This is a genomic window from Pseudocitrobacter cyperus (assembly GCF_039889165.1).
Classification (GTDB): Bacteria; Pseudomonadota; Gammaproteobacteria; order Enterobacterales; family Enterobacteriaceae; genus Pseudocitrobacter; species Pseudocitrobacter cyperus.
Map to the genome: position 1 here is coordinate 1585600 of NZ_JAYMYY010000001.1, position 20866 is coordinate 1606465.

The following is a 20866-nucleotide window of genomic DNA, read 5'->3' on the forward strand; positions in this document are numbered from 1 at the left end:
TCATCATCAATGAAAATGGCATTATGATTAATGACCAGTTTTTAAAAAGTGGACTGCTTATGACACCGCGACGCTCGGCCACACACTCCCTGGTTCGCCTGCTCGGCCACTGGCAGGAAGCGCATTCCCGTACTCCACTGTGGCGGCAACTGGCGCAAGCGCTGCGTTTGTTGATCCTGGATGGACGGCTGCCACTGGAGAGCCGCCTTCCCGGCGAGCGGGAATTTGCCACCGCGCTCGGCGTTAGCCGAACGACCATTGCCAGCGCACTGGCGCAGCTCCGCGATGAAGGCTATCTGCAAAGCCGACATGGCAGCGGTTCATGGGTAATGCTGCCAGAAGGCCGCCGTGCAATTCCCACGCGAATGTCCGCTCCTGAGGCACTGGATCTCTCGACTGCCGCCCTCAGCGCCGGTGCTGAAATTCATCAAGCCTATAGCCATGCGCTAATGATGCTACCAGGTTATCTCAACCACACAGGTTATGATCAACATGGTTTGATGGTGCTACGCGAAGCCATTGCCCGGCGTTACTGTTCGCGCGGTCTCCCCACCACCGCTGAAGAAGTCATGCTGGTGAACGGCGCGCTGAGCGGGCTGGCGCTGGTACTGCGCGCGATGACCGGGCCGGGCGATCGGGTGGTGGTGGAAAACCCCACCTATCCGCTGGCTATCGCCGCCATTCAGGGCGCATCCTGCCGCCCGGTAGGATTATCGCTACCCGAACAGGGATGGGACACGGACGGGCTGGCCGCGATTATCGCGCAAACTGCGCCGCGCCTGGCCTGGCTGATGCCTGATTTTCACAATCCAACGGGACGTTGCATGGACAGCGCCACGCGCCAGAGAGTTGCCGACATCGCTGCCCATACTCGCACCACGCTGGTAGTGGACGAAACGATGGTCGATTTATGGTATAACGCCCCGCCTCCCCCACCGCTGGCGGCATTCAACTCTGATGCGCCGATTATCACTATCGGTTCGGCCGGAAAGAGCTTCTGGGGAGGATTGCGGCTGGGGTGGATACGCGCCTCAACGCGGACTCTCTCGGCGCTGGTTCAGGCGCGTGACACACTCGATCTCGGTTCACCGCTGCTGGAACAACTGGCGACACTGTGGCTGCTGGAAAATGCCGACTCTCTTTTACCGGAAAGAAGGCGATGGCTCGCACAGCGTCGCGATATGTGCGCCGCACTGATGCAGAACTATTTTCCTGAATGGCGATTTGCACGGCCTGAAGGCGGGCTCTCTTTCTGGGTTGAATTACCCGATATGCTGGCAACGCAGTTTGCCGCCAGAGCGGAGGGAATAGGAATACATTTGGGCACAGGCCCACGTTTTGGCCTGGCAGGTGCGTTTGAACGTAATCTGCGTCTGCCGTTTACGCTGGAGGATGACATATTGCGGAATGCGTTCGAACGCTTGCAACCGCTCTGGCAGACGCTTGCCGGACAGCAAAGCACCAGCAGACTGCGCAAAATTATTTAAGGTGATGGCGATCGAATGAATGCTGTGGCCAGCCCGGGAGCAGAAATGGGTGGGGGCCCTGCCAGCTACATCCCGGCACACGCGTCATCTGCCCTGGCTGCTTCCTTCCGGACCTGACCTGGTGAACAGAGTAGCGTTGCGGGAGAACCAACAGAGCCCCCATTGAGAGCGCTAGTTACCTAACGCGCTGGCGCATTATCCCTGCTGTGCCCGGCAATTGCAAGCCGTCCGCGGTTACCTGCTGGATTCTTGCGCAGTTCCCACTTCACATGATGTATATTGCTGATTATGCTGACTACTCGTTTATCAGGAACAGACTATGGACGATTTCGATTCCTTCCCTCAGCGAGTCTGGCAAATTGTCGCCTCGATCCCCGAAGGCTATGTCACCACCTACGGTGATGTGGCAAGGCTGGCGGGTTCCCCGCGCGCGGCTCGTCAGGTGGGCGGCGTGTTAAAAAGGCTGCCGGAAGGCTCTACCCTGCCCTGGCATCGGGTGGTGAATCGTCATGGAACAATTTCTCTGACGGGGCCTAATCTTCAGCGTCAACGTCAGGCGCTGCTGGCCGAAGGTGTGCAGGTATCAGGAAGCGGGAAGATTGATTTACAGAAGTATCGCTGGATTTATTAGAAAAATGCCCTCACCAGGAGGGCATTGAAAATTACGGAATTTGCGTCGGCGCAGGGTCTGCAGAAGAAGGGTTAACCTGCGTTGGCGATGTTGACGGTACGGTTGTTGCCGCACCGCTCTGCTGCATCGGCACCGCCGTCTGCTGTACCGGAACCAGCGTCAGGTCAGCTTTGGTGCCGCCCTGGTTGATAATTGGCTGCACGGTATCGGTGATAAAAATAAGCTTATCATTCAGCGTAATGGCGGCGCTCAGTAAGATCCGGGCATTAGGCTGAATATCCGCCGGGTTGAACGGCAGCACAAAGCTAAACGGAGCCTGTTTACCTTCAGTACGCGTCACTTTCTGCGCAATAACTTTGGACGGCGCATCCGCGAGCGACGCATCAGAAACGGTCACGGTCAGCACTGCGTCAGGTGGCAGAGCCACTTTCTGACGGATCCACACAGTACCCGATACATTCGGCTGCTGAATCGCCCCCTGGGTCGTTCCCGCGGCATTCGGATTCGGCGCTGGGGTCTGAATATCAGCGCTCTTATCTGCGCAGGCAGACAGGGCAACGGCGATGGCTATTCCACTTAACATTGGCACGATTTTCATTGCGTTCTCCTTTTCGCTCATGCATCCGCAGGATTTTTTCCTGCCAGAGCGACCATTCATAAACAGTCATAACGGGTTAAGTGTGGCACAGATCTCCTTTTTTTTCCTGCAAACTGCCATTTATTCAGACTATTGCACCCATCGGACCAGATGCGAAACTGCGTTATACTGTGCTCATCCCTCGCCGCGGCGATGATAAAAATTACTGAGGAAATTTATGAGTCAGGCGCTTTCAAATTTACTGGCATTGTTGAAACTGGAAAAAATCGAAGAAGGATTATTCCGCGGGCAGAGCGAAGATCTGGGGCTTCGTCAGGTTTTCGGTGGTCAGGTTGTCGGTCAGGCGCTCTTTGCCGCCAAGGAAACGGTTCCCACTGAGCGCCTGATTCATTCATTCCACAGCTACTTCCTGCGGCCGGGCGACAGCCTGAAGCCGATTGTGTATGACGTTGAAGTGCTGCGCGATGGCAACAGCTTCAGCGCCCGCCGCGTATCAGCCATTCAAAACGGCAAACCGATTTTCTATATGACTGCGTCGTTCCAGGCGCCGGAGCAGGGCTACGAGCATCAGAAAACGATGCCGGATGCGCCCGCGCCAGAAAGCTTGTCGTCCGAAACAGAGATCGCTCGTTCGCTGGAGCATCTGCTGCCGCAGGTGCTGAAAGATAAGTTTCTCTGTGAACGACCGCTGGAAATTCGCCCGGTCGAATTTCATAACCCATTGAAAGGGCATGTTGCCGAACCGAAGCGTCAGGTCTGGTTGCGCGCTAACGGTACGGTGCCGGATGATTTACGCGTGCATCAGAATCTGCTGGGCTACGCGTCAGATCTCAATTTCCTGCCCGTTGCCCTTCAGCCGCACGGCGTCGGCTTCCTGGAAAAAGGGATGCAGGTTGCAACGATTGATCACTCGATGTGGTTCCACCGCCCGTTTAATCTGAACGAATGGCTGCTTTACAGTGTAGAGAGCACGTCAGCCTCCAGCGCGCGCGGGTTTGTACGCGGCGAGTTCTATTCGCAGGATGGCGTGTTGGTGGCCTCGACGGTGCAGGAAGGGGTAATGCGCAATCGCGGGTAGTGAAGGGAATTGCCGGGTAGCGCTTACGCTTACCCGGCTTGCAAGGTATTAATCTTTCTCGATCATCTGCACTACATCACTGGTATTAATCTGGCGTTCAGTGCCCTGCACATCCTTATAGCGGGTCATTCCGGTATCTTTATCAATCTCCGGTTTTCCCTGCGTTACAATCATCTCGCCACTTTTGGTGGACATAATATAATCGCTTGAGCAGGCAGTTAACAGACTTGCAGCAGCGCCAATTAATACAACAGCCAACATCTTCTTCATCACAACTTACTCCCAATAAAAAACCGCAATATATTGGCCTATGTTAACAATACAGGGAAGACGATGAGTGATTGATGATGCGCAGAAAGGGGCTGAAGATGGAAATTATCTCTCCCTGCTGGCGCAGGGAGAGAAGAGAGTGATTATGCGTTGTAAGCGTTTTCGCCGTGGCTGTTGACGTCCAGCCCTTCGCGCTCTTGCTCTTCCGGTACACGCAGGCCAACGGTCAGGTCAGCCACTTTGTAGCCCACGAACGCCACAATGCCCGACCAGACGATGGTGATGGCGATACTTTCGAGCTGCACCAGCACCTGATGGCCCATCGTGACGCCTTCTGCATACCCCACACCGCCAAAGGAGGTGGAAGCGAAGATACCCGTCAGGATACAGCCAACGATGCCGCACACACCGTGAACGCCGAAGACATCACACGGGTCATCAACACGCAGCCAGCGCTTCAGTATCGTGACGCCCCACAGGCCAGCCAGACCCGCAACGATACCGAGGATCAACGCACCACCGACACCGATAAAGCCACACGCCGGGGTAATCCCCACCAGGCCGGCAATCGCCCCGGAACACGCCCCCAGCAGAGACGGTTTACCACGCAGCGCCCACTCACCGAATACCCAGCCCAGAATCGCTGCCGCGGTCGCCACAACGGTGTTCACGAAGGCCAGACCGGCAATTTCGTTCGCCGCACTGGCGGAACCCGCGTTGAAACCGAACCAGCCAAAGTAAAGGATAGCGGTACCAATAAACACCATCGGCAGGTTATGCGGTTTGAACGCCTCTTTGCCAAAACCGACGCGTTTGCCAATCAGGTAAGCACCCACCAGGCCTGCGACCGCCGCGTTGATATGCACAACCGTACCGCCCGCGAAGTCCAGTGCGCCGTGGGAACCCAGCAGCCCCCCGCCCCACACCATATGCGCAATCGGGATGTAAGAGAGCGTCAGCCAGATAACCACAAAAATCAGCACCGCGGAGAAGCGAATACGTTCCGCCAGCGCGCCGACAATAAGCCCCACGGTGATGCAGGCAAACGAGCCCTGGAAGGCAACGTGAATGTACTGATAGAAAGTGCCCATCGGCGCGGTCAGCGCGATGCCTTTAAGCATCACCCAGTCGAAGTTGCCGAAAAAGCTGCCGCCGGTACCGAAGGCCAGCGTGTAGCCGTATACCACCCATAACACGCAGACCAGCGCAAACGTGACCGCCACCTGCGTCAACATAGAAAGGACGTTTTTACCGCGAATCAGGCCACCGTAAAACAGGGCAATTCCCGGAATGGTCATAAACAGCACCAGCGCAGTACAGATCATCATAAAGGCGTTGTCGGCTTTATCGATCGTCGCCGGAGCCGCCATCACCAGGCCCGGCAACAGCGCCAGAGCCGCCAAACCGGTTTTCAATTTTGCTATTTTCATTTTCTCGATCCCTATCACTGTGCGCCAGGAATTACAGTGCCGCTTCGTCGGCTTCGCCGGTACGAATGCGAATCACGCGTTGCAGCTCGGCGACAAAAATCTTACCGTCGCCAATTTTTCCGGTGTAAGCCGCTTTGCTCACCACATCCACCACTTCATCAAGCTGGTCGTCGGCAATGGCGACATCAATTTTTACTTTTGGCAGGAAGTTAACGCTGTACTCCGCGCCACGGTACAGCTCGGCATGACCCTTCTGACGACCAAAGCCTTTTACTTCCGTCACGGTCAGTCCCTGAATACCAATTGAAGACAACGCTTCGCGGACGTCTTCGAGTTTGAATGGTTTGATCACCACGGTAACCAGCTTCATAGATCCCCTCCAGTCAGAATTCGGTAATGGCTGCTGCTACACGAGATAGATAAAGCAAGGGACGTGCCAGAAATGAGAAATGCGCCAGAAATGGCCATTTAAGACATGCGACAAAACATTTGCCGGGCAAATGAAACAAAAACGCACCATGCGGGTGCATGATGCGTTGGGGAATTGCACACGCTGGTGCGTCTGTTAGCAAATTGCTTAAAAAAAGTGCATCAGGCGGTAAGCGTTTCGTCCTGCGCGCTGGCGGCTAACTCCTCGCCAGCCAGTTGAAGCTGATACATCTGCCAGTAACGGCCTTTCGCTTCCAGTAGTTGCTGATGGGAACCTTGCTCCACCGCCTGCCCACGATGCAGCACCATAATGGTGTCCGCGTCGACAATCGTCGAAAGTCGGTGAGCGATCACCACAAGTGTGGTGTGTTCCCGCACGGCAGCCAGTGCCTGCTGAATTGCCTGCTCGGTGCCGGAGTCGATATTCGCCGTTGCTTCATCGAGGATGAGTACCTGGGGTGTATCAACCAGCACGCGCGCCAGCGCCAGGAGCTGTTTCTGCCCGACAGAGAGATTATTTCCCTGCTCGCCCAGCCGGGTATAGATGCCCTCACTGAGGCTGCGCGCCAGCTCCGCCAGTTGCACGGTTTCCAGCGCCTGCCACACCTGCGCTTCGCTGATATCACGCCCCAGCGTAACGTTGGCGAAGAAGGAGTCGGCCAGAACCACCGGATCCTGCTGCACCATCGCCACGCCCTGGCGCAGCGCCAGATGACTTAGGCTGGCGAGCGGACGTCCCCCCAGGCGGATCTCCCCTGAATTGGGCGGGTAATACCCCATCAACAGGCTGGCGAGCGTACTTTTCCCGCTCCCCGTATGTCCCACCAGCGCCACGAAGCTGCGCGCCGGGATCGACAAAGAGATATCCTGCAATACCATCCGGTCATCGCGATAGGCGAAAGAGACGTTATCAATATCGATGTCTCCGCTTTCCAGCGGGCGCGAATCGTCGCCGTAATTCTGGCGCGGCCTGTCCATCAACTCGAAGACGCGCTCACCCGCGACCACTGCCTGTTGCAGCATCGACTGCTGCGTGGTGAGTTCAATCAGCGGTTCGTTCAGACGCCCCAGATAGCTGATAAACGCATACAGTACGCCCACTTCAATCGTGCCGACAGAAGTAAAACCAAACAGCATCAGCAACCCGCACAGCACCAGCGACGAGAAGAGACTCAGCAGCGGACGCAGCAGGAAACCATCCAGGCGCAGAGTCTGCATGCGCGCCTGATAGTGCTGACGGCTTACCTCGCCGATGCGCTCACCGAAGCGCGCCTGCTGGCGGAACTGCTGGATCACGCTCATCCCGTTAATGACTTCATTGAAGCCATCATTAATATCTGCCAGGTAAGTCCGCACCCGGCGTACAATCGGCGTGCTGTAGCGCTGGTAAATCACCATGACCGTCAGCACCGCCGGGAAAATACATACCGCGACTAACGCCATACGCCAGTCGAGGCTGAACATCGCCACCAGCATCGCCCCAATCAGGGCGGCGCTGCGCAGCACAGTGGCGACCACCGTCACATAGAGATCGCGGATCACTTCTGTATCGTTGGTGACGCGAGAAATCAGTTGCCCCACCGGCTGGGTATCAAATTCACTCAACGGTTGGCGCAGAGCGGCATCCATCACGTCGCTACGCAACTGCTGAACGACGCCCACCGCAGCCCGGTTAAAGAGCAGCGACTGGTTATAGTGCAACGTGGCCGCCAGCAATTGCAGGCCGATATAGGCCGCCGCAAGCCCGGCAACGGTGCCGAGCGGCAGCGTATGTTTCGCCACCATATTGTCGATAAAGTAGCTGATAAGCACCGGGCCGCTCACTTCCGCCGCTGCGGCAATCCATAGCATCACCACGGCGACAGAGAGCGGTTTTCGCCACGGCGAGCCATAGGCCAGCAGGCGCTTTAACGTCGGCCACAGTTGAGCAAAATTACGCATTGCTCGCCTCCGATAACGTCTCTTCCGGAGCATCGTCCAGCGCGGCTTCCAGTTGCTGGTAGCGATACATATCGCGATACCAGCCAGGTTGCGCCGCCAGTTGTTCATGCTGCCCGCGCTGGCAGATATGCCCGTGCTGCATCACGATGATCTCGCTGGCTTCCGTCAGGGCCGAAAGGCGATGCGCGCTGATGATCACCGTGCGCCCCTCTCCCCACTGACGCAGGTTATACAGAATTTGATGCTCGGTACGGCCATCAACCGCCGATAACGCATCGTCGAGAATTAAGATTTCTGCGTTCAGCAGTAGCGCGCGGGCAATCGAGATACGCTGTTTTTGCCCGCCGGAAAGCATCACGCCGCGCTCCCCCACTTCGGTGTCGTAACCCTGTGGCAGGCGCAGAATATCCTCATGGACGCTGGCAAGACGCGCAACATGCTCAATCTCTTCCTGGGTTGCGCCGGGGCGACCCAGTGCAATATTACTCGCGACCGTATCGGAAAAAAGGAACGGAGTCTGGCTGACGACCGCCAGTCGACTGCGCCAGGCATCCAGTTGCAGCGTCGGTAATGCCATGCCGTGGAAATCAATTTCACCTTGCTCAACGTCAAAGTGACGCTGAATGAGCGACAGAATCGTCGATTTACCGGAGCCCGTCGGGCCGCAGATCCCGAGCATCTGCCCCGGTTGCAGGCTGAAATGCACTTTCGTCAGGGTTGGTTTTTCCGTTTGCGGATAGTGGAACTGGTCAATGGCCACCGTCAGCGTACCGCGCCCTTCCGGCACCGGTTCACTGCCATCATTGACCACCGGCGCTTCCATCAGCGTCGCGCGAATACGGCTGTAGGCGGCGCTGCCGCGCTCGACAATGTTAAACATCCACGCCAGCGCCAGCATTGGCCAAATCATTAAGCCGAGATACATCACGAAGCTGGTCAACTGGCCGAGCGTCAGCGTTCCCTGCATGACCATCCAGCTCCCGCCGCCAATCGCCAGGAGATTAGCCATTCCGATAGCGATATAGATAGTGGGGTCAAAGCGGGCATCGATTCGCGCTACGCGCATATTCTTCGCCCCGGTATCGGCAGCGTCGGCGGCAAACAGCGCCGACTGGCGATCTTCGAGGCCAAAAGCTTTAATCATGCGAATGCTGGTCAGGCTCTCCTGCGTGCGATCGTTAAGACTGGAAAATGCCGCCTGCGCCAGCTTAAAGCGATTATGCAGCATGTCACCGTAACGTTTGATTGCCAGCGCCATAACGGGCATTGGCAACAGCGCCAGCAGGGTTAACTGCCAGCTTATCTGCGTGGACATGACAATAAGCACCGCACAGCCCATCACCAGCGAGTCCACCAGCGTCAGCACCCCTTCCCCGGCGGCGAAAACCACGCGGTCGACGTCGTTGGTGGCGCGCGCCATTAAATCGCCGGTGCGGTGGCGCAGATAGAACTCCGGATGCTGGCGGCTGAGTTGACGATAAAAATCTTCCCGCAGTTCGACGGCCAGTTGGTAGGATGCGCCAAATAACAATACGCGCCAGACATAACGCAGCAGGTAAACCACAACGGCAATAACCACCATCGTGCCTATCCACATCCATATCTTCGCCGCGGTGTAGTGTTCCTGCGTCACGCCGTCGACGACGTAGCCCACCACTTTCGGCGGAACCAACTGGAGAATAGCGATAACCACCAGCAGCGCGACGGCGCCCAGATAGCGACGCCACTCCCGGCGGAAATACCAGCTTAATTGAGTAAATAATCGCACGCGATCAAATCCTGAACCTGTAAGGCATGAGAAAAAACAGGGTTATTCAATGGGTAACGCTGTGGTGTATTTTATCTGTTCCATGGCGAAACTGGAGGTGACATCCGATAAACCGGGAACGCGGTTCACCAGGCTTTTATAAAAGTCATCGTAGCGTTTCATGTCGGCGACTTGCACCCGCATCAGGTAGTCATATTCACCCGCCATTCGCCAGAAGCCTAATACCTCAGGCATCTGACTCACTTCATTCACGAAACGACTATACCATTCACTGCTGTGATGTTGGGTCTTTATCAGAACAAACGCGGTGAGACCCAGCCCCAGTTTTTCGGCATCCAGCAGCGCAACACGGCCCAGCAAGATGCCGTCATCTTCCAGCCGTTTGAGCCGTTTCCAGCAGGGTGTGGTGGTCAGATTAACGGCATCGGCCAGCGCCTGCAAAGAGAGGGTGCAGTCCGTTTGCAACAGCGAGAGCAGCTTGCGGTCAATTTTATCTAACATAGCCAACTCCAGGAGAATATTTTTCTCCCGTAAGTCTATTTTAAAGTGGAGATAGCAACAATTTTTTCCGCATCTTTCGCTAAGCTAGGCACAAAATGATAAATGGAAAACCGCCATGAACAGCACCTGGGTCAAAAACGCCATTAGCGAAATTAATGCTGATTACCAACGCAGCGCCGACACGCATTTGATTCGTTTGTCGCTGCCGGCATTTTCCGGCATTCAGCTCTATTTAAAAGATGAGAGTACGCATCCGACCGGTAGCCTGAAGCACCGGCTGGCGCGTTCACTTTTCCTCTATGGCCTGTGCAATGGCTGGATCAAAGAAGGCACGCCAATTATTGAAGCCTCATCGGGCTCTACGGCGGTGTCTGAAGCCTATTTCGCCCGGCTGCTGGGGCTGCCATTCATCGCCGTGATGCCCTCCTGCACAGCCAAACGAAAGGTTGAACAGATTGAGTTCTACGGCGGACGTTGCCATTTCGTACAGAGCGCCTGCGAAATCTATGCCGCATCGGAAAAGCTGGCCCGTGAACTTAACGGCCACTATATGGATCAGTTTACTTTCGCCGAACGCGCCACCGACTGGCGCGGAAATAACAATATCGCCGACAGCATCTTCCGCCAGATGAGCCATGAACCGAACCCAATTCCCGACTGGATTGTGATGAGCGCAGGCACCGGCGGCACTTCGGCGACGATTGGCCGCTATATCCGCTGCCAGGGGCACAATACCCGCCTGATGGTCGTCGATCCGCAGAACTCCGTGTTTATGGACTACTGGCAGAGCCGGGATAGCGCGCTGCGCAGTGCTGTGGGCAGTAAAATCGAAGGCATTGGCCGCCCGCGCGTCGAACCCTCCTTTATTCCCGATGTGGTGGATGACATGCTGCGCGTTCCCGATGCCGCAAGCGTGGCGACGGCACAATGGCTGGAAACTCAGTTAGGCCGTAAGGTCGGCGCTTCTACGGGTACCAATATGTGGGGGGCGCTGCAACTGGCGACGCAAATGCGCAAAGAGGGGCGTAGCGGTTCTATCGTGACGCTGCTGTGTGACAGCGGCGAGCGCTATCTGGATACCTATTACAATCCGGCATGGGTGAAAGAGCATATCGGCGACCTCGCTCCATGGCACGCAGAGGTAGAGCGTCTGCTGGCACAATAATTACCCACGAATTGATGACGAAAAAAAGCCAGGCTTATCATCCTGGCTTGCTGGAAAGGTCTCATTATTCGGGGGAATAAGGAAGGTTGGGTTTGTCCAGCCAATGTGTTAAATAGTGGGATACCGCCTGATTCTGGCAGTGCCCGATAATCGGCAAATGCGGCAATGCCGCCTTCAGTTGGCCCATCGCGTTGCCCATAATCAGGCCGCGCCCGACCAGGCTGAGCATCTCCCGGTCATTCATGGCATCGCCAAATGCCATACACTCCTGCATCGTCAGGCCAAGATGCGCGCTGAGTACGGTGAGCGCGCTCCCCTTATTACAACCTGTGGGCAATACTTCCAGACAATCGATCGCAGAAAAACAGATGTGCGCACGTTCGCCCAACGCCTCCTGCAACTGAATACTCAACCGGATGAGATCGTCATGATCGCCGCAAAAACAGATCTTGGTAACCTCATGAGCCGGGATCTGCTTCAGATCGCGCAACTGATAGTGAAAACCACTGTACATATGCGCCTGCAACATCTCAGGGATGGCTTTCCCCGTAAACCAGCCGTCGTCGTTAAACACATGAACGCTGGCGCGCGTTTCCCAGGCCGCGTGTAGCACTTCATCGGCAACATCCGGCGCAAGATCGCTGCGGTGCATAACCTCACCGTGCAGAGAATGCACCCGGGTACCGTTGCCGGTGATGAGAAAGGCATCAAGCGCCAGTTGGTCAATCAGCGGGCGCATCTCCAGCACGTGTCGGCCGGTAGCAAATGTAAGGGTGATATCGCGATCGCGCAGACGTTTTAGCGTGGTGATAGTTTCACTACCCAGCCGATGGTCGGGCATCAGTAACGTACCATCCATATCAAATGCTGCCAGTTTTGCCATTTTATTCCCGCCTGTGATCGTGCTCTCTTGCGTACCAGTATTGTCTGAGATATACGGAAGTAATACTGAATTGTTCATATTTTTTGTTCCGGATTTATATGCGACTGCTTAACCGATTAAATCAGTTTCAGCGACTCTGGCTCCCCTCTTCCGGTGCGCCCCAGCAGGTCACAATCGCCGAACTGGCGGAGCGCTGTTTTTGCAGCGAACGGCACGTGCGCACGCTGCTGCGTCAGGCAAGCGATGCCGGATGGCTGAGCTGGCAGGCGCAGTCCGGGCGTGGGAAACGCGGTTCGCTGACCTTTCATACCACGCCGGACGTGCTGCGTAACGAGATGATGGAACTGGCGTTGAGTAAAGGCCAGCAGCAGAATGCGCTGGAACTGGCGCAACTGGCACCTGTTGAACTGCGCGCGCTGCTGCATCCGTTTCTTGGCGGCCAGTGGCAGAACAACACGCCAACGCTGCGTATTCCTTACTACCGCCCGCTTGACCCCCTGCACCCTGGTTTTTTAGTGGGGCGAGCGGAACAACACCTGGCCGGGCAAATCTACGCCGGATTAACCCGCTTCGGGCGCGACTCCGCCCGCCCGGAGGGCGATATTGCTCACCACTGGGAAGTCTCGCAGGATGGGCTTCACTGGCAGTTTTATATTCGCTCAACTCTTCACTGGCACAATGGCGACCCGGTGGAAACGCATCAGCTAAAAGAGCGCCTTGAGATGCTGCTCACACAGCCCGGTTTACGCAAACTGTTTGCCTGCGTCGCGCATATTGACCAGCCTCACGCCCAGTGCCTGAGCTTTACGCTCCATCGCCCTGACTATTGGCTCCCCCATCGGCTGGCAAGCTATTGCAGCGTGCTGGCGCACCCGGACGATCCCCTCCTCGGATGCGGCCCGTTCCAGCTTAAAATCTTTGAGCCCGAACTGGTGCGGCTCGAGAGCCACCACCGCTACCATCTGGGGCATCCGCTGTTACAGGCGATTGAGTTCTGGATAACCCCGCAGCTTTTTGAGCAGGATCTCGGTACGAGCTGCCGCCATCCGGTGCAGATAGCTGTCGGCCAGGCGGAAGAACTGAGTCAGTTACGCCTGGTGAGTAACAGCATTAGTCTTGGGTTCTGCTATCTGACATTTCGCCAGAGCCCGCGATTGTCGAAAGCACAGGCGCTACGGGTGATTGCGCTTATCCATCAAAGCGGTCTGCTACAAAGCCTACCGGTGGATGAAAACCTCATCACGCCAAGCGAAGCGCTGCTTCCCGGCTGGGCCATTCCTCTGGAGGGCGATAACGATACCCCGCTCCCTCCGCACCTTACGCTGCACTATCACCTGCCCGTTGAGCTGCACACCATGGCAGAACAACTTAAACAGGCGCTGGCGAAACAGGGTTGCGAACTGACGCTTTGCTTCCACAATGCGAAAAGCTGGGATGATTATCCGGATCTGGATCAGGCCGATTTCATGATGGGCGATCGACTAATAGGCGAGATGCCAGAATATACGCTTGAACAGTGGTTGCGCTGCGATCCTTTATGGCCCGCAGTCCTGAGCGAGTCGCGTTTCGCCATGCTAATCAACACCCTGGATGCAGCGCAGGCACAGTCAGAAGAGGCCGAGCGCGTCAATGCGCTGAAGCACATCTTCACCCTGTTGATGGAAGAAGGCATGCTGACCCCCCTCTTTAACTATCAATATCAAATCAGCGCGCCGCCAGGCGTAAACGGCATCCATCTGAATGCCCGCGGCTGGTTTGATTTCACCCGGGCCTGGCTACCGCCGTCAACACGGTGAAGAAGCTGGTCGCCGCGCTGTCCAGGCGTTACCATAGCGTTTTTATCGTCATCAACAGGAAATGCTATGAAACGCGCGGTTGTCGTCTTTAGCGGCGGACAAGATTCCACAACATGCCTGGTGCAGGCGCTTCATCAATATGATGAAGTGCATTGCGTCACTTTTGATTATGGCCAGCGCCACCGGGCTGAAATCGATATCGCCCGCGAACTGGCGTTAAAACTGGGCGCGCGCGCGCATAAAGTGCTGGATGTCACCCTGCTCAATGAACTGGCGGTCAGCAGCCTGACCCGTGACAGCATTCCGGTTCCGGACTATGAACCGGATGCCGACGGTATTCCGAATACCTTTGTGCCGGGGCGCAATATTCTGTTTCTCACTCTGACCGCAATTTATGCTTACCAGGTGCAGGCGGAAGCGATCATCACCGGGGTGTGCGAGACCGATTTCTCCGGCTACCCGGACTGTCGTGATGAATTTGTTAAGGCCCTGAATCACGCAGTGAACCTTGGCATGGCGAAAGATATTCGCTTTGAAACACCGCTGATGTGGCTGGATAAAGCAGAAACCTGGGCACTTGCTGACTACTGGGGCAAGCTCGACCTCGTGCGTAGCGAAACTCTGACCTGCTATAACGGCATTAAGGGCGATGGCTGCGGGCACTGTGCATCCTGTCATTTGCGGGCGAATGGGCTCAATCATTATCTGGCGGACAAAGTCGGCGTTGCAGCGGCAATGAAGCAGAAAACCGGGCTGAAATAATTCAGCACAGGGTCGCTGCGCTTGCCCGGCCTACATCTTTTTGTGGCCACAATAAGCGCAGCGCTACCGGGCGATTGCGCACTTAGGCAACCATCTGCTCGAGATGTTCGCGTAACTCCCCTTCCAGCGGCAATGCTTTTTGTGTTTTAAGGTCGATACAGACAAAGGTGATCAGCGCATCGGCGATAACCTGCCCTTCAGGATCCAGCGTAATCACTTGACTCAATACGCCGCTTTTACCGTTTAACTGCTCGACTTTACTGGTTACGGTAAGCACATCGCTCAGCACTGCCGGGCGACGATAGTTAATATTGATATTCACCACCACAAATGCGATGTGGTGCGCGCTCATCCACTGGAAACTGGCGCTATTCTCCAGCCCATCCCAGCGTGCCTCTTCGAGAAACTCCAGATATCGGGCGTTATTAACGTGCTGATAAACATCCAGATGATACCCGCGAACTTTAATTTTTGTCTGCATAGCGCCTTTGCCTTACATGTTATTAGTAGAATCAGAGGTCACACCACTGGTATGACCTCTTTAGTCTGGCAAACTTTGACGCCAGCGCAAGCCACGAAAAGCAATTAAAGCGTGAGATGGCTCAAATTACGCTCCACCAGCGAATTGCCCATGCCCGGCACCTGCTTTAGATCCTCCACCGTTTTAAACGGGCCGTACTCCTCCCGGTAATTGACGATGGCCTGCGCTTTTTTAAGGCCGACACCGTTCATTGCCTGTGCCAGCTCTTCGGCTGATGCTGTGTTGATGCTGACTTTACTACCACTTTCATCATCTGCTTTCGCGGCGGGCACAGCTTTGGCCTGATCCGGGCTGGCTTTCGTGTCCTGCGTTACTGCCGGTTTCGCTCCGGCGGCGGGTGCCGCCTGTGCGCTTAAGCTCATCCCCATACAGGAAACAACAGCCGCAATTGCCAACATTTTAATTCCACGTTTCATACTCATTTCTCCTTGTTGATTGATAACGACGCCACGATAGCGAGCGCTAAACAACAATTCAAAAGGCAGATTTAAAATGTGGAAAAGGCCGCGAAAGCGGCCTTTGAGGTGTACATCGCATTACAAATAAATGCGAGGAGGGTTCCGATTATTGTTGCTGGTCGACGATGTCGCCCATCTTAATCTTCGCCGATTTACGCAGGTTGCTCATCAACGCTTCGAAAGCGATCTGTGCGTTGTTCTGGGTGATCCCCTGAACCATCGCTTTCTTCTGCGCTTCCGGCATTTCGCCCGCTTTCACTTCGTCCAGCGCCAGCAGAACCACGTTGCCCTGCATGTCGTTGCCCATACCGAAGCTTGGTTTGCCGGGCTGCGGCAACGGCAGTTCGAAGGTTGCCTGGCTCAGCGGATCCTGGCCGGTACGGCTCAGGGTTTTGGTTTCGCCAAAGCGCAGACCAGCAACTTTCATCGCCTCGTCGCCTTTACCATCTTTTAGCGCAGCCAGCAGTTTTTCAGCATCGAGTTTCGCCTGCTGCTCTGCTTTGTTGTGCTTAACGATATCGGTCACCTGCGCTTTCACGTCGCTCAGCGGTTTAACCGTTTCTGCTTTATGCTCCGCTACGCGCAGAACGAAAGCGCGATCGCCATCGACGGTGATGATGTCGGAGTTATTACCCGGTGCGCCGTTTTCGCCCACCAGACCACCGTTGAAGATTGCATCGGTGACCGGTTTGAAGTTCAGTTCAGCCGGAACGTTGTCGTGGCCGAACCACTCGGTCACGACCGCTTTCACGCCCGCGACCTGCTCAGCACTCGCCAGAGAGTCGTTGTCGCTGCTCGCCGCATCACTCACTTTCTGCTGCAATGCGTAGTAGGCGTCCAGCGCTTTTTCCTGCTTCACTTTGTCAGCAATTTGCGCGTGAACGTCAGCCAGCGCTTTCACTTGTGCAGGCTGAACATCATCCAGTCGCGCAATCAGGAAGCCAACAGAGGAGGTGATAACGCCAGACAACTGACCTTTCTCTTTCAGGCCCGCGTCTTTCAGCTCCGGCAGCGTGGTGGAATCTTCCAGCCAGCCCATATCACCGCCGTTACGTTTAGAGATAACGTCGGTGGATTTCTCTTTGGCAATTGCCGCAAAGTCGCCGCCGCTTTTCAGCTCGTCAAGAATGGCTTTCGCATCGGCTTCCGTTTTAGTCTGGATAATGCTGTAACGCTTACGCTCAGGTTGCGTGAACTCATCCTGATGCTGGTCATAGTAAGCCTGTACATCGGCGTCGGTAGCCGCAGACGCCATGCTTGCAGCATCCAGTTTGATGTAGCTAACGCGGAACTGTTCCGGCGCGACAAACTGGCCTTTATTCTGCTCGTAGTAGCTGGCTACCTCTTCATCGCTCACCTGCTGCTTTGCCGCCAGCGCATTGACGTCGATGGTGGCTTCACGCACCAGACGCTGCTGGGAAACCAGCGCAGCCAGTTGGTCGGTCTCGCCCGGCAGCATGAAGTCGGTACCGGCAACGGCGCTGATCAACTGATTAGTGGTCAACTGGTTACGCAGCGCCTGCGCGTACTGATCGGCCGTCATCCCCATTTGATTCACCAGCGCGTTGTAGCGGGTGTTATCAAATTTCCCTTCGTTCTGGAAGGCCGGGGTGGCGAAGATAGCTTTACGTACCTGCTCATCACTAATGCCGAGGCCCAGTTCTTTCGCGTATTGGTCGAGCAGCGCTTCGTCCACCAGGCGGCTCAGCACTTGCTGACGCATGGTTTTGATATAGTTTTCGTTAGCCGCCAGTTCGGAGAATTGATCGCCCATCTGCTGCTGCATGCGGTTACGCTCGCTGGCAACGGCGTTTTCAAACTGACCGCGGCTGATCTCCTGGCCATTCACCTTTGCGGCATAATTACTACCGCCGCCAATCAGGTAGCCACTCACGCCGGTCAAAATGAACGACACAATAATGATACCGAAGATTACCTTGAGCACGACGCTGTTAGCTGCCGTGCGTAAATTGTCCATCATGGTGTAACAACACTCCGCTGTAGGTGACTTTTATACCCTTTCGCCACAGGTTGCTGACAACCCGGCAAATTCAGAGCAAATACCTCGTGCAGCATAGCACGTCTCGACCGCTGCGCGTGAGGCCGTATTTTGACAAGAAAACGGGGCCGTTGTCAGCCCACAACGCGTAGAAACTCGCAGAAAGTGGCATTTAAGCCATAAAAAAAGGCACATCAAGTGATGCGCCCTTGTACTGTGTCACATTCCCGAAGGGGAGAGCGATCAGTTTACCGCGTCTTTCAGTGCCTTGCCTGCACGGAATGCCGGTACTTTCGCTGCAGCGATGGTGATCTCTTTACCAGTTTGCGGGTTGCGGCCAGTACGGGCAGCACGCTCTTTAACGGCAAAAGTACCAAAACCTACCAGCGCAACGTCATCCCCGGATTGCAGAGATTCAGTAACAGAAGCAATTAATGCATCTAACGCACGTCCGGCTGCAGCTTTGGAGATATCCGCGCCAGCAGCAATTTTGTCAATCAGTTGAGATTTATTCACTGTTCTCTTCCTCTCTTTATTATTTATATCGCACCGGAATCCTTCATGGTGCAACGCGCAGCAGTTATATCAGGACTGCCATGCCCTTACAACAGGAGTTGTACTAACAGTCCTGCAGCGTCCTAAATTAACGAGACAAAAAAAGGCTGGCAAGTCCGTTTTTACCTGCCAGCCCTGTTTTTATTGACGCTCTTTGCGCGAGGTCACTATTTTGCGGTCACAACCTGCATGCCAAACGGTTCATTTTGCAGCGCGAGCGTTAAAACTTCGTCGATGCGTTTGACCGGATGGATGTCCAGATCGGCCAGAACGTTATCAGGAATCTCTTCCAGATCGCGTTTGTTTTCGTCAGGGATCAACACGGTCTTGATTCCACCGCGATGCGCCGCCAGCAGTTTTTCTTTCAAACCACCAATCGGAAGAACCTGACCACGCAGCGTGATTTCACCCGTCATCGCCACATCGGCGCGCACCGGGTTGCCCGTCAGACAGGAAACCAGCGCGGTACACATGGCGATACCTGCACTTGGGCCATCTTTCGGCGTCGCCCCTTCCGGCACGTGAACGTGAATATCGCGTTTTTCGTAGAAATCCGGGTTGATACCCAGTTTTTCTGCGCGCGCACCACGGTCAACGCCGCCTGAATAGACTCCTGCATCACTTCGCCAAGCGATCCGGTATAGGTCAGCTTGCCTTTGCCAGGTACACAGGCGGTTTCAATGGTCAGCAGATCGCCGCCCACCTCCGTCCATGCCAGGCCAGTCACCTGACCGACGCGGTTTTCGTCATCGGCACGACCATAGTCGAAGCGTTGAACGCCCAGGTAATCGTGCAAATTGTCGCCGTTAATTTCGATGTGCTTGAGGGTTTTATCCAACAGCAACTGTTTAACCGCCTTACGGCACAGTTTCGAAATTTCACGCTCAAGGCTACGCACGCCCGCTTCACGGGTGTAGTAACGAATGATGCCGACAATCGCGCTGTCATCCACCGTCAGCTCGCCTTTTTTCAGGGCGTTGCGTTCGATTTGCTTCGGCAACAGATGCTGTTTGGCAATGTTCAGTTTTTCATCTTCGGTATAACCGGAGAGACGAATCACTTCCATACGATCCAGTAACGGCGCCGGAATGTTCATGGAGTTCGAGGTCGCGACAAACATCACGTCGCTGAGATCGTAATCCACTTCCAGGTAGTGATCGCTGAACGCCACGTTCTGTTCTGGATCCAGCACTTCTAACAAGGCAGAAGCGGGATCGCCGCGCATATCGGACGACATTTTGTCGATTTCATCGAGCAGGAACAGCGGGTTTTTAACGCCCACTTTCGCCATTTTCTGGATCAATTTACCCGGCATAGAGCCGATATAGGTACGACGGTGACCACGGATTTCCGCTTCATCACGCACGCCGCCCAGCGCCATACGAATGTACTTACGTCCCGTCGCTTTAGCGATAGATTGACCCAGAGAGGTTTTACCCACCCCCGGCGGCCCTACCAGGCACAGAATCGGGCCCTTGATTTTGTTCACACGGCTTTGAACCGCAAGATACTCAAGGATGCGGTCTTTCACACGTTCAAGGCCGTAATGGTCGGTATCGAGGATTTCCTGCGCCTGACGAAGGTCTTTTTTGACCTTGCTGCGCGCATTCCACGGCACCTGTACCATCCAGTCGATATAACCGCGAACTACGGTCGCTTCGGCTGACATCGGGGACATCATTTTCAGCTTCTGCAGTTCGGCTTCGGTTTTCTCTTTCGCCTCTTTCGGCATTTTCGCCGCGTCGATCTTACGCTTCAGCGCTTCGTTTTCGTCCGGCGCGTCGTCCATCTCGCCCAGTTCTTTCTGAATAGCTTTCATTTGCTCATTCAGATAGTACTCACGCTGAGACTTCTCCATCTGCTTTTTCACACGGCTGCGAATACGTTTCTCAACCTGCAGCAGATCGATTTCCGACTCCATCATCGCCATCAGATATTCGAGGCGTTCGTTGATGTCAGACATTTCGAGCACAGACTGTTTGTCCGCCAGTTTCAGCGGCATGTGCGCAGCAATGGTGTCAGCCAGACGTGCAGGATCGTCGATGCTGTTCAGCGACGTCAGCACTTCTGGCGGGATTTTTTTATTTAGCTTGATGTAGCCTTCGAACTGGCTAATCGCGGTACGCACCAGCACTTCCTGCTCGCGCTCTTCGATATCCGGAGATTCCAGATATTCCGCTTTCGCCGAAAAGTGTTCACCGTTATCCGACAACGTGGTGATACGCGCACGCTGTAAGCCTTCAACCAGCACTTTTACAGTGCCATCTGGCAGCTTCAGCATTTGCAAAATAGAGGCCACGGTCCCGACGGTGAAAAGATCGTTTACACCCGGCTCATCCGTTGATGCTTCTTTCTGCGCAACCAACATGATTTTTTTATCATGATCCATGGCGGCTTCAAGGCAACGGATAGATTTTTCCCGCCCTACAAACAAGGGTATGACCATGTGCGGATAAACCACCACATCGCGCAACGGCAATACGGGGATTTCAATGCGTTCAGAACGCTCAGGATTCATAGAGCTCTCTCTTAGTTTAATGTCCGCCAGGTAATCAGATGACATAAGTGTGCGTC

The 20866-nt window shown here is 55.2% G+C and carries 18 protein-coding genes, 1 other RNA gene and 1 pseudogene; 6 read left to right on the top strand and 14 right to left on the bottom strand.

Features of this window, described 5'->3' with window-relative positions; translation table 11 throughout:
• Window positions 1-59 precede the first annotated feature (59 nt).
• Complete coding sequence (yczR, locus tag VSR74_RS07730; protein WP_347794378.1) at window positions 60-1487, top strand: MocR-like transcription factor YczR; 1428 nt, start codon at window positions 60-62, stop codon at window positions 1485-1487.
• 56 nt (window positions 1488-1543) lie between these two features.
• Here the strand turns inward: yczR and ffs are convergent.
• Window positions 1544-1640, bottom strand: an RNA gene (ffs, locus tag VSR74_RS07735) — signal recognition particle sRNA small type.
• Window positions 1641-1806: 166 nt separating this feature from the next.
• Between ffs and VSR74_RS07740 the strand changes: the two genes are divergently transcribed.
• Window positions 1807-2118, top strand: a complete 312-nt coding sequence (locus tag VSR74_RS07740; protein ID WP_347794127.1) for an MGMT family protein — start codon at window positions 1807-1809, stop codon at window positions 2116-2118.
• A 31-nt stretch (window positions 2119-2149) separates the two neighbouring features.
• Here the strand turns inward: VSR74_RS07740 and VSR74_RS07745 are convergent, their stop codons facing one another.
• A complete protein-coding gene (locus VSR74_RS07745; protein ID WP_347794128.1) occupies window positions 2150-2716 on the bottom strand; it encodes a YbaY family lipoprotein in 567 nt (188 codons plus the stop codon).
• 217 nt (window positions 2717-2933) lie between these two features.
• Between VSR74_RS07745 and tesB the strand changes: the two genes are divergently transcribed.
• The gene (gene tesB / locus VSR74_RS07750; RefSeq protein WP_347794129.1) at window positions 2934-3794 is read left to right on the top strand and encodes an acyl-CoA thioesterase II; all 861 of its coding nucleotides are present in this window, start codon (window positions 2934-2936) and stop codon (window positions 3792-3794) included.
• Between the two features lie 48 nt (window positions 3795-3842).
• Here the strand turns inward: tesB and VSR74_RS07755 are convergent, their stop codons facing one another.
• The 6 genes from VSR74_RS07755 to VSR74_RS07780 form a co-directional block, all read right to left on the bottom strand.
• Window positions 3843-4064, bottom strand: coding sequence for a YgdI/YgdR family lipoprotein (locus VSR74_RS07755; protein WP_347794130.1), 222 nt, complete (start codon window positions 4062-4064; stop codon window positions 3843-3845).
• Between the two features lie 143 nt (window positions 4065-4207).
• Window positions 4208-5494, bottom strand: coding sequence for an ammonium transporter AmtB (amtB, locus tag VSR74_RS07760; protein WP_347794131.1), 1287 nt, complete (start codon window positions 5492-5494; stop codon window positions 4208-4210).
• Between the two features lie 31 nt (window positions 5495-5525).
• A complete protein-coding gene (gene glnK, locus VSR74_RS07765; protein ID WP_015965555.1) occupies window positions 5526-5864 on the bottom strand; it encodes a P-II family nitrogen regulator in 339 nt (112 codons plus the stop codon).
• A gap of 221 nt (window positions 5865-6085) precedes the next feature.
• Window positions 6086-7864, bottom strand: coding sequence for a SmdB family multidrug efflux ABC transporter permease/ATP-binding protein (locus tag VSR74_RS07770; protein ID WP_347794132.1), 1779 nt, complete (start codon window positions 7862-7864; stop codon window positions 6086-6088).
• Window positions 7857-9632, bottom strand: coding sequence for a SmdA family multidrug ABC transporter permease/ATP-binding protein (locus VSR74_RS07775; protein WP_347794133.1), 1776 nt, complete (start codon window positions 9630-9632; stop codon window positions 7857-7859). Before VSR74_RS07775 ends, VSR74_RS07770 begins: the two co-directional genes overlap by 8 nt.
• Window positions 9633-9674: 42 nt before the next feature.
• On the bottom strand, window positions 9675-10133 hold the full coding sequence (locus tag VSR74_RS07780; RefSeq protein ID WP_015965558.1) for an Lrp/AsnC family transcriptional regulator: 459 nt from the start codon (window positions 10131-10133) through the stop codon (window positions 9675-9677).
• A gap of 115 nt (window positions 10134-10248) precedes the next feature.
• Here VSR74_RS07780 and VSR74_RS07785 point away from each other — a divergent pair, with 115 nt between their 5' ends.
• Window positions 10249-11298 carry a PLP-dependent cysteine synthase family protein gene (locus VSR74_RS07785; protein ID WP_347794134.1) on the top strand — a complete coding sequence of 350 codons (1050 nt, stop codon included), beginning with the start codon at window positions 10249-10251 and terminating at the stop codon, window positions 11296-11298.
• Between the two features lie 64 nt (window positions 11299-11362).
• Here VSR74_RS07785 and cof read toward each other — a convergent pair whose 3' ends face one another.
• Window positions 11363-12181 carry an HMP-PP phosphatase gene (gene cof / locus VSR74_RS07790; protein ID WP_347794135.1) on the bottom strand — a complete coding sequence of 273 codons (819 nt, stop codon included), beginning with the start codon at window positions 12179-12181 and terminating at the stop codon, window positions 11363-11365.
• A 98-nt stretch (window positions 12182-12279) separates the two neighbouring features.
• Between cof and VSR74_RS07795 the strand changes: the two genes are divergently transcribed.
• Both VSR74_RS07795 and queC read left to right on the top strand, forming a co-directional pair.
• Window positions 12280-13977 carry an SgrR family transcriptional regulator gene (locus tag VSR74_RS07795; protein WP_347794136.1) on the top strand — a complete coding sequence of 566 codons (1698 nt, stop codon included), beginning with the start codon at window positions 12280-12282 and terminating at the stop codon, window positions 13975-13977.
• 66 nt (window positions 13978-14043) lie between these two features.
• Entirely contained in the window at window positions 14044-14739 is a 696-nt protein-coding gene (gene queC, locus VSR74_RS07800; protein WP_347794137.1) for a 7-cyano-7-deazaguanine synthase QueC, read from the top strand.
• Between the two features lie 82 nt (window positions 14740-14821).
• On the opposite strand, the gene VSR74_RS07805 is transcribed toward queC, so the two are convergent.
• From VSR74_RS07805 to lon, 5 genes and pseudogenes are all read right to left on the bottom strand, one after another.
• On the bottom strand, window positions 14822-15220 hold the full coding sequence (locus VSR74_RS07805) for a YbgC/FadM family acyl-CoA thioesterase (protein WP_347794138.1): 399 nt from the start codon (window positions 15218-15220) through the stop codon (window positions 14822-14824).
• A 104-nt stretch (window positions 15221-15324) separates the two neighbouring features.
• Window positions 15325-15696, bottom strand: a complete 372-nt coding sequence (locus VSR74_RS07810; protein WP_347794139.1) for a helix-hairpin-helix domain-containing protein — start codon at window positions 15694-15696, stop codon at window positions 15325-15327.
• Window positions 15697-15844: 148 nt separating this feature from the next.
• A complete protein-coding gene (gene ppiD, locus VSR74_RS07815; protein ID WP_347794140.1) occupies window positions 15845-17719 on the bottom strand; it encodes a peptidylprolyl isomerase in 1875 nt (624 codons plus the stop codon).
• A 261-nt stretch (window positions 17720-17980) separates the two neighbouring features.
• Window positions 17981-18253, bottom strand: coding sequence for a nucleoid-associated protein HU-beta (gene hupB, locus VSR74_RS07820; RefSeq protein ID WP_015965566.1), 273 nt, complete (start codon window positions 18251-18253; stop codon window positions 17981-17983).
• A 206-nt stretch (window positions 18254-18459) separates the two neighbouring features.
• A pseudogene (gene lon, locus VSR74_RS07825) lies at window positions 18460-20855 on the bottom strand (endopeptidase La).
• Window positions 20856-20866 lie beyond the last annotated feature (11 nt).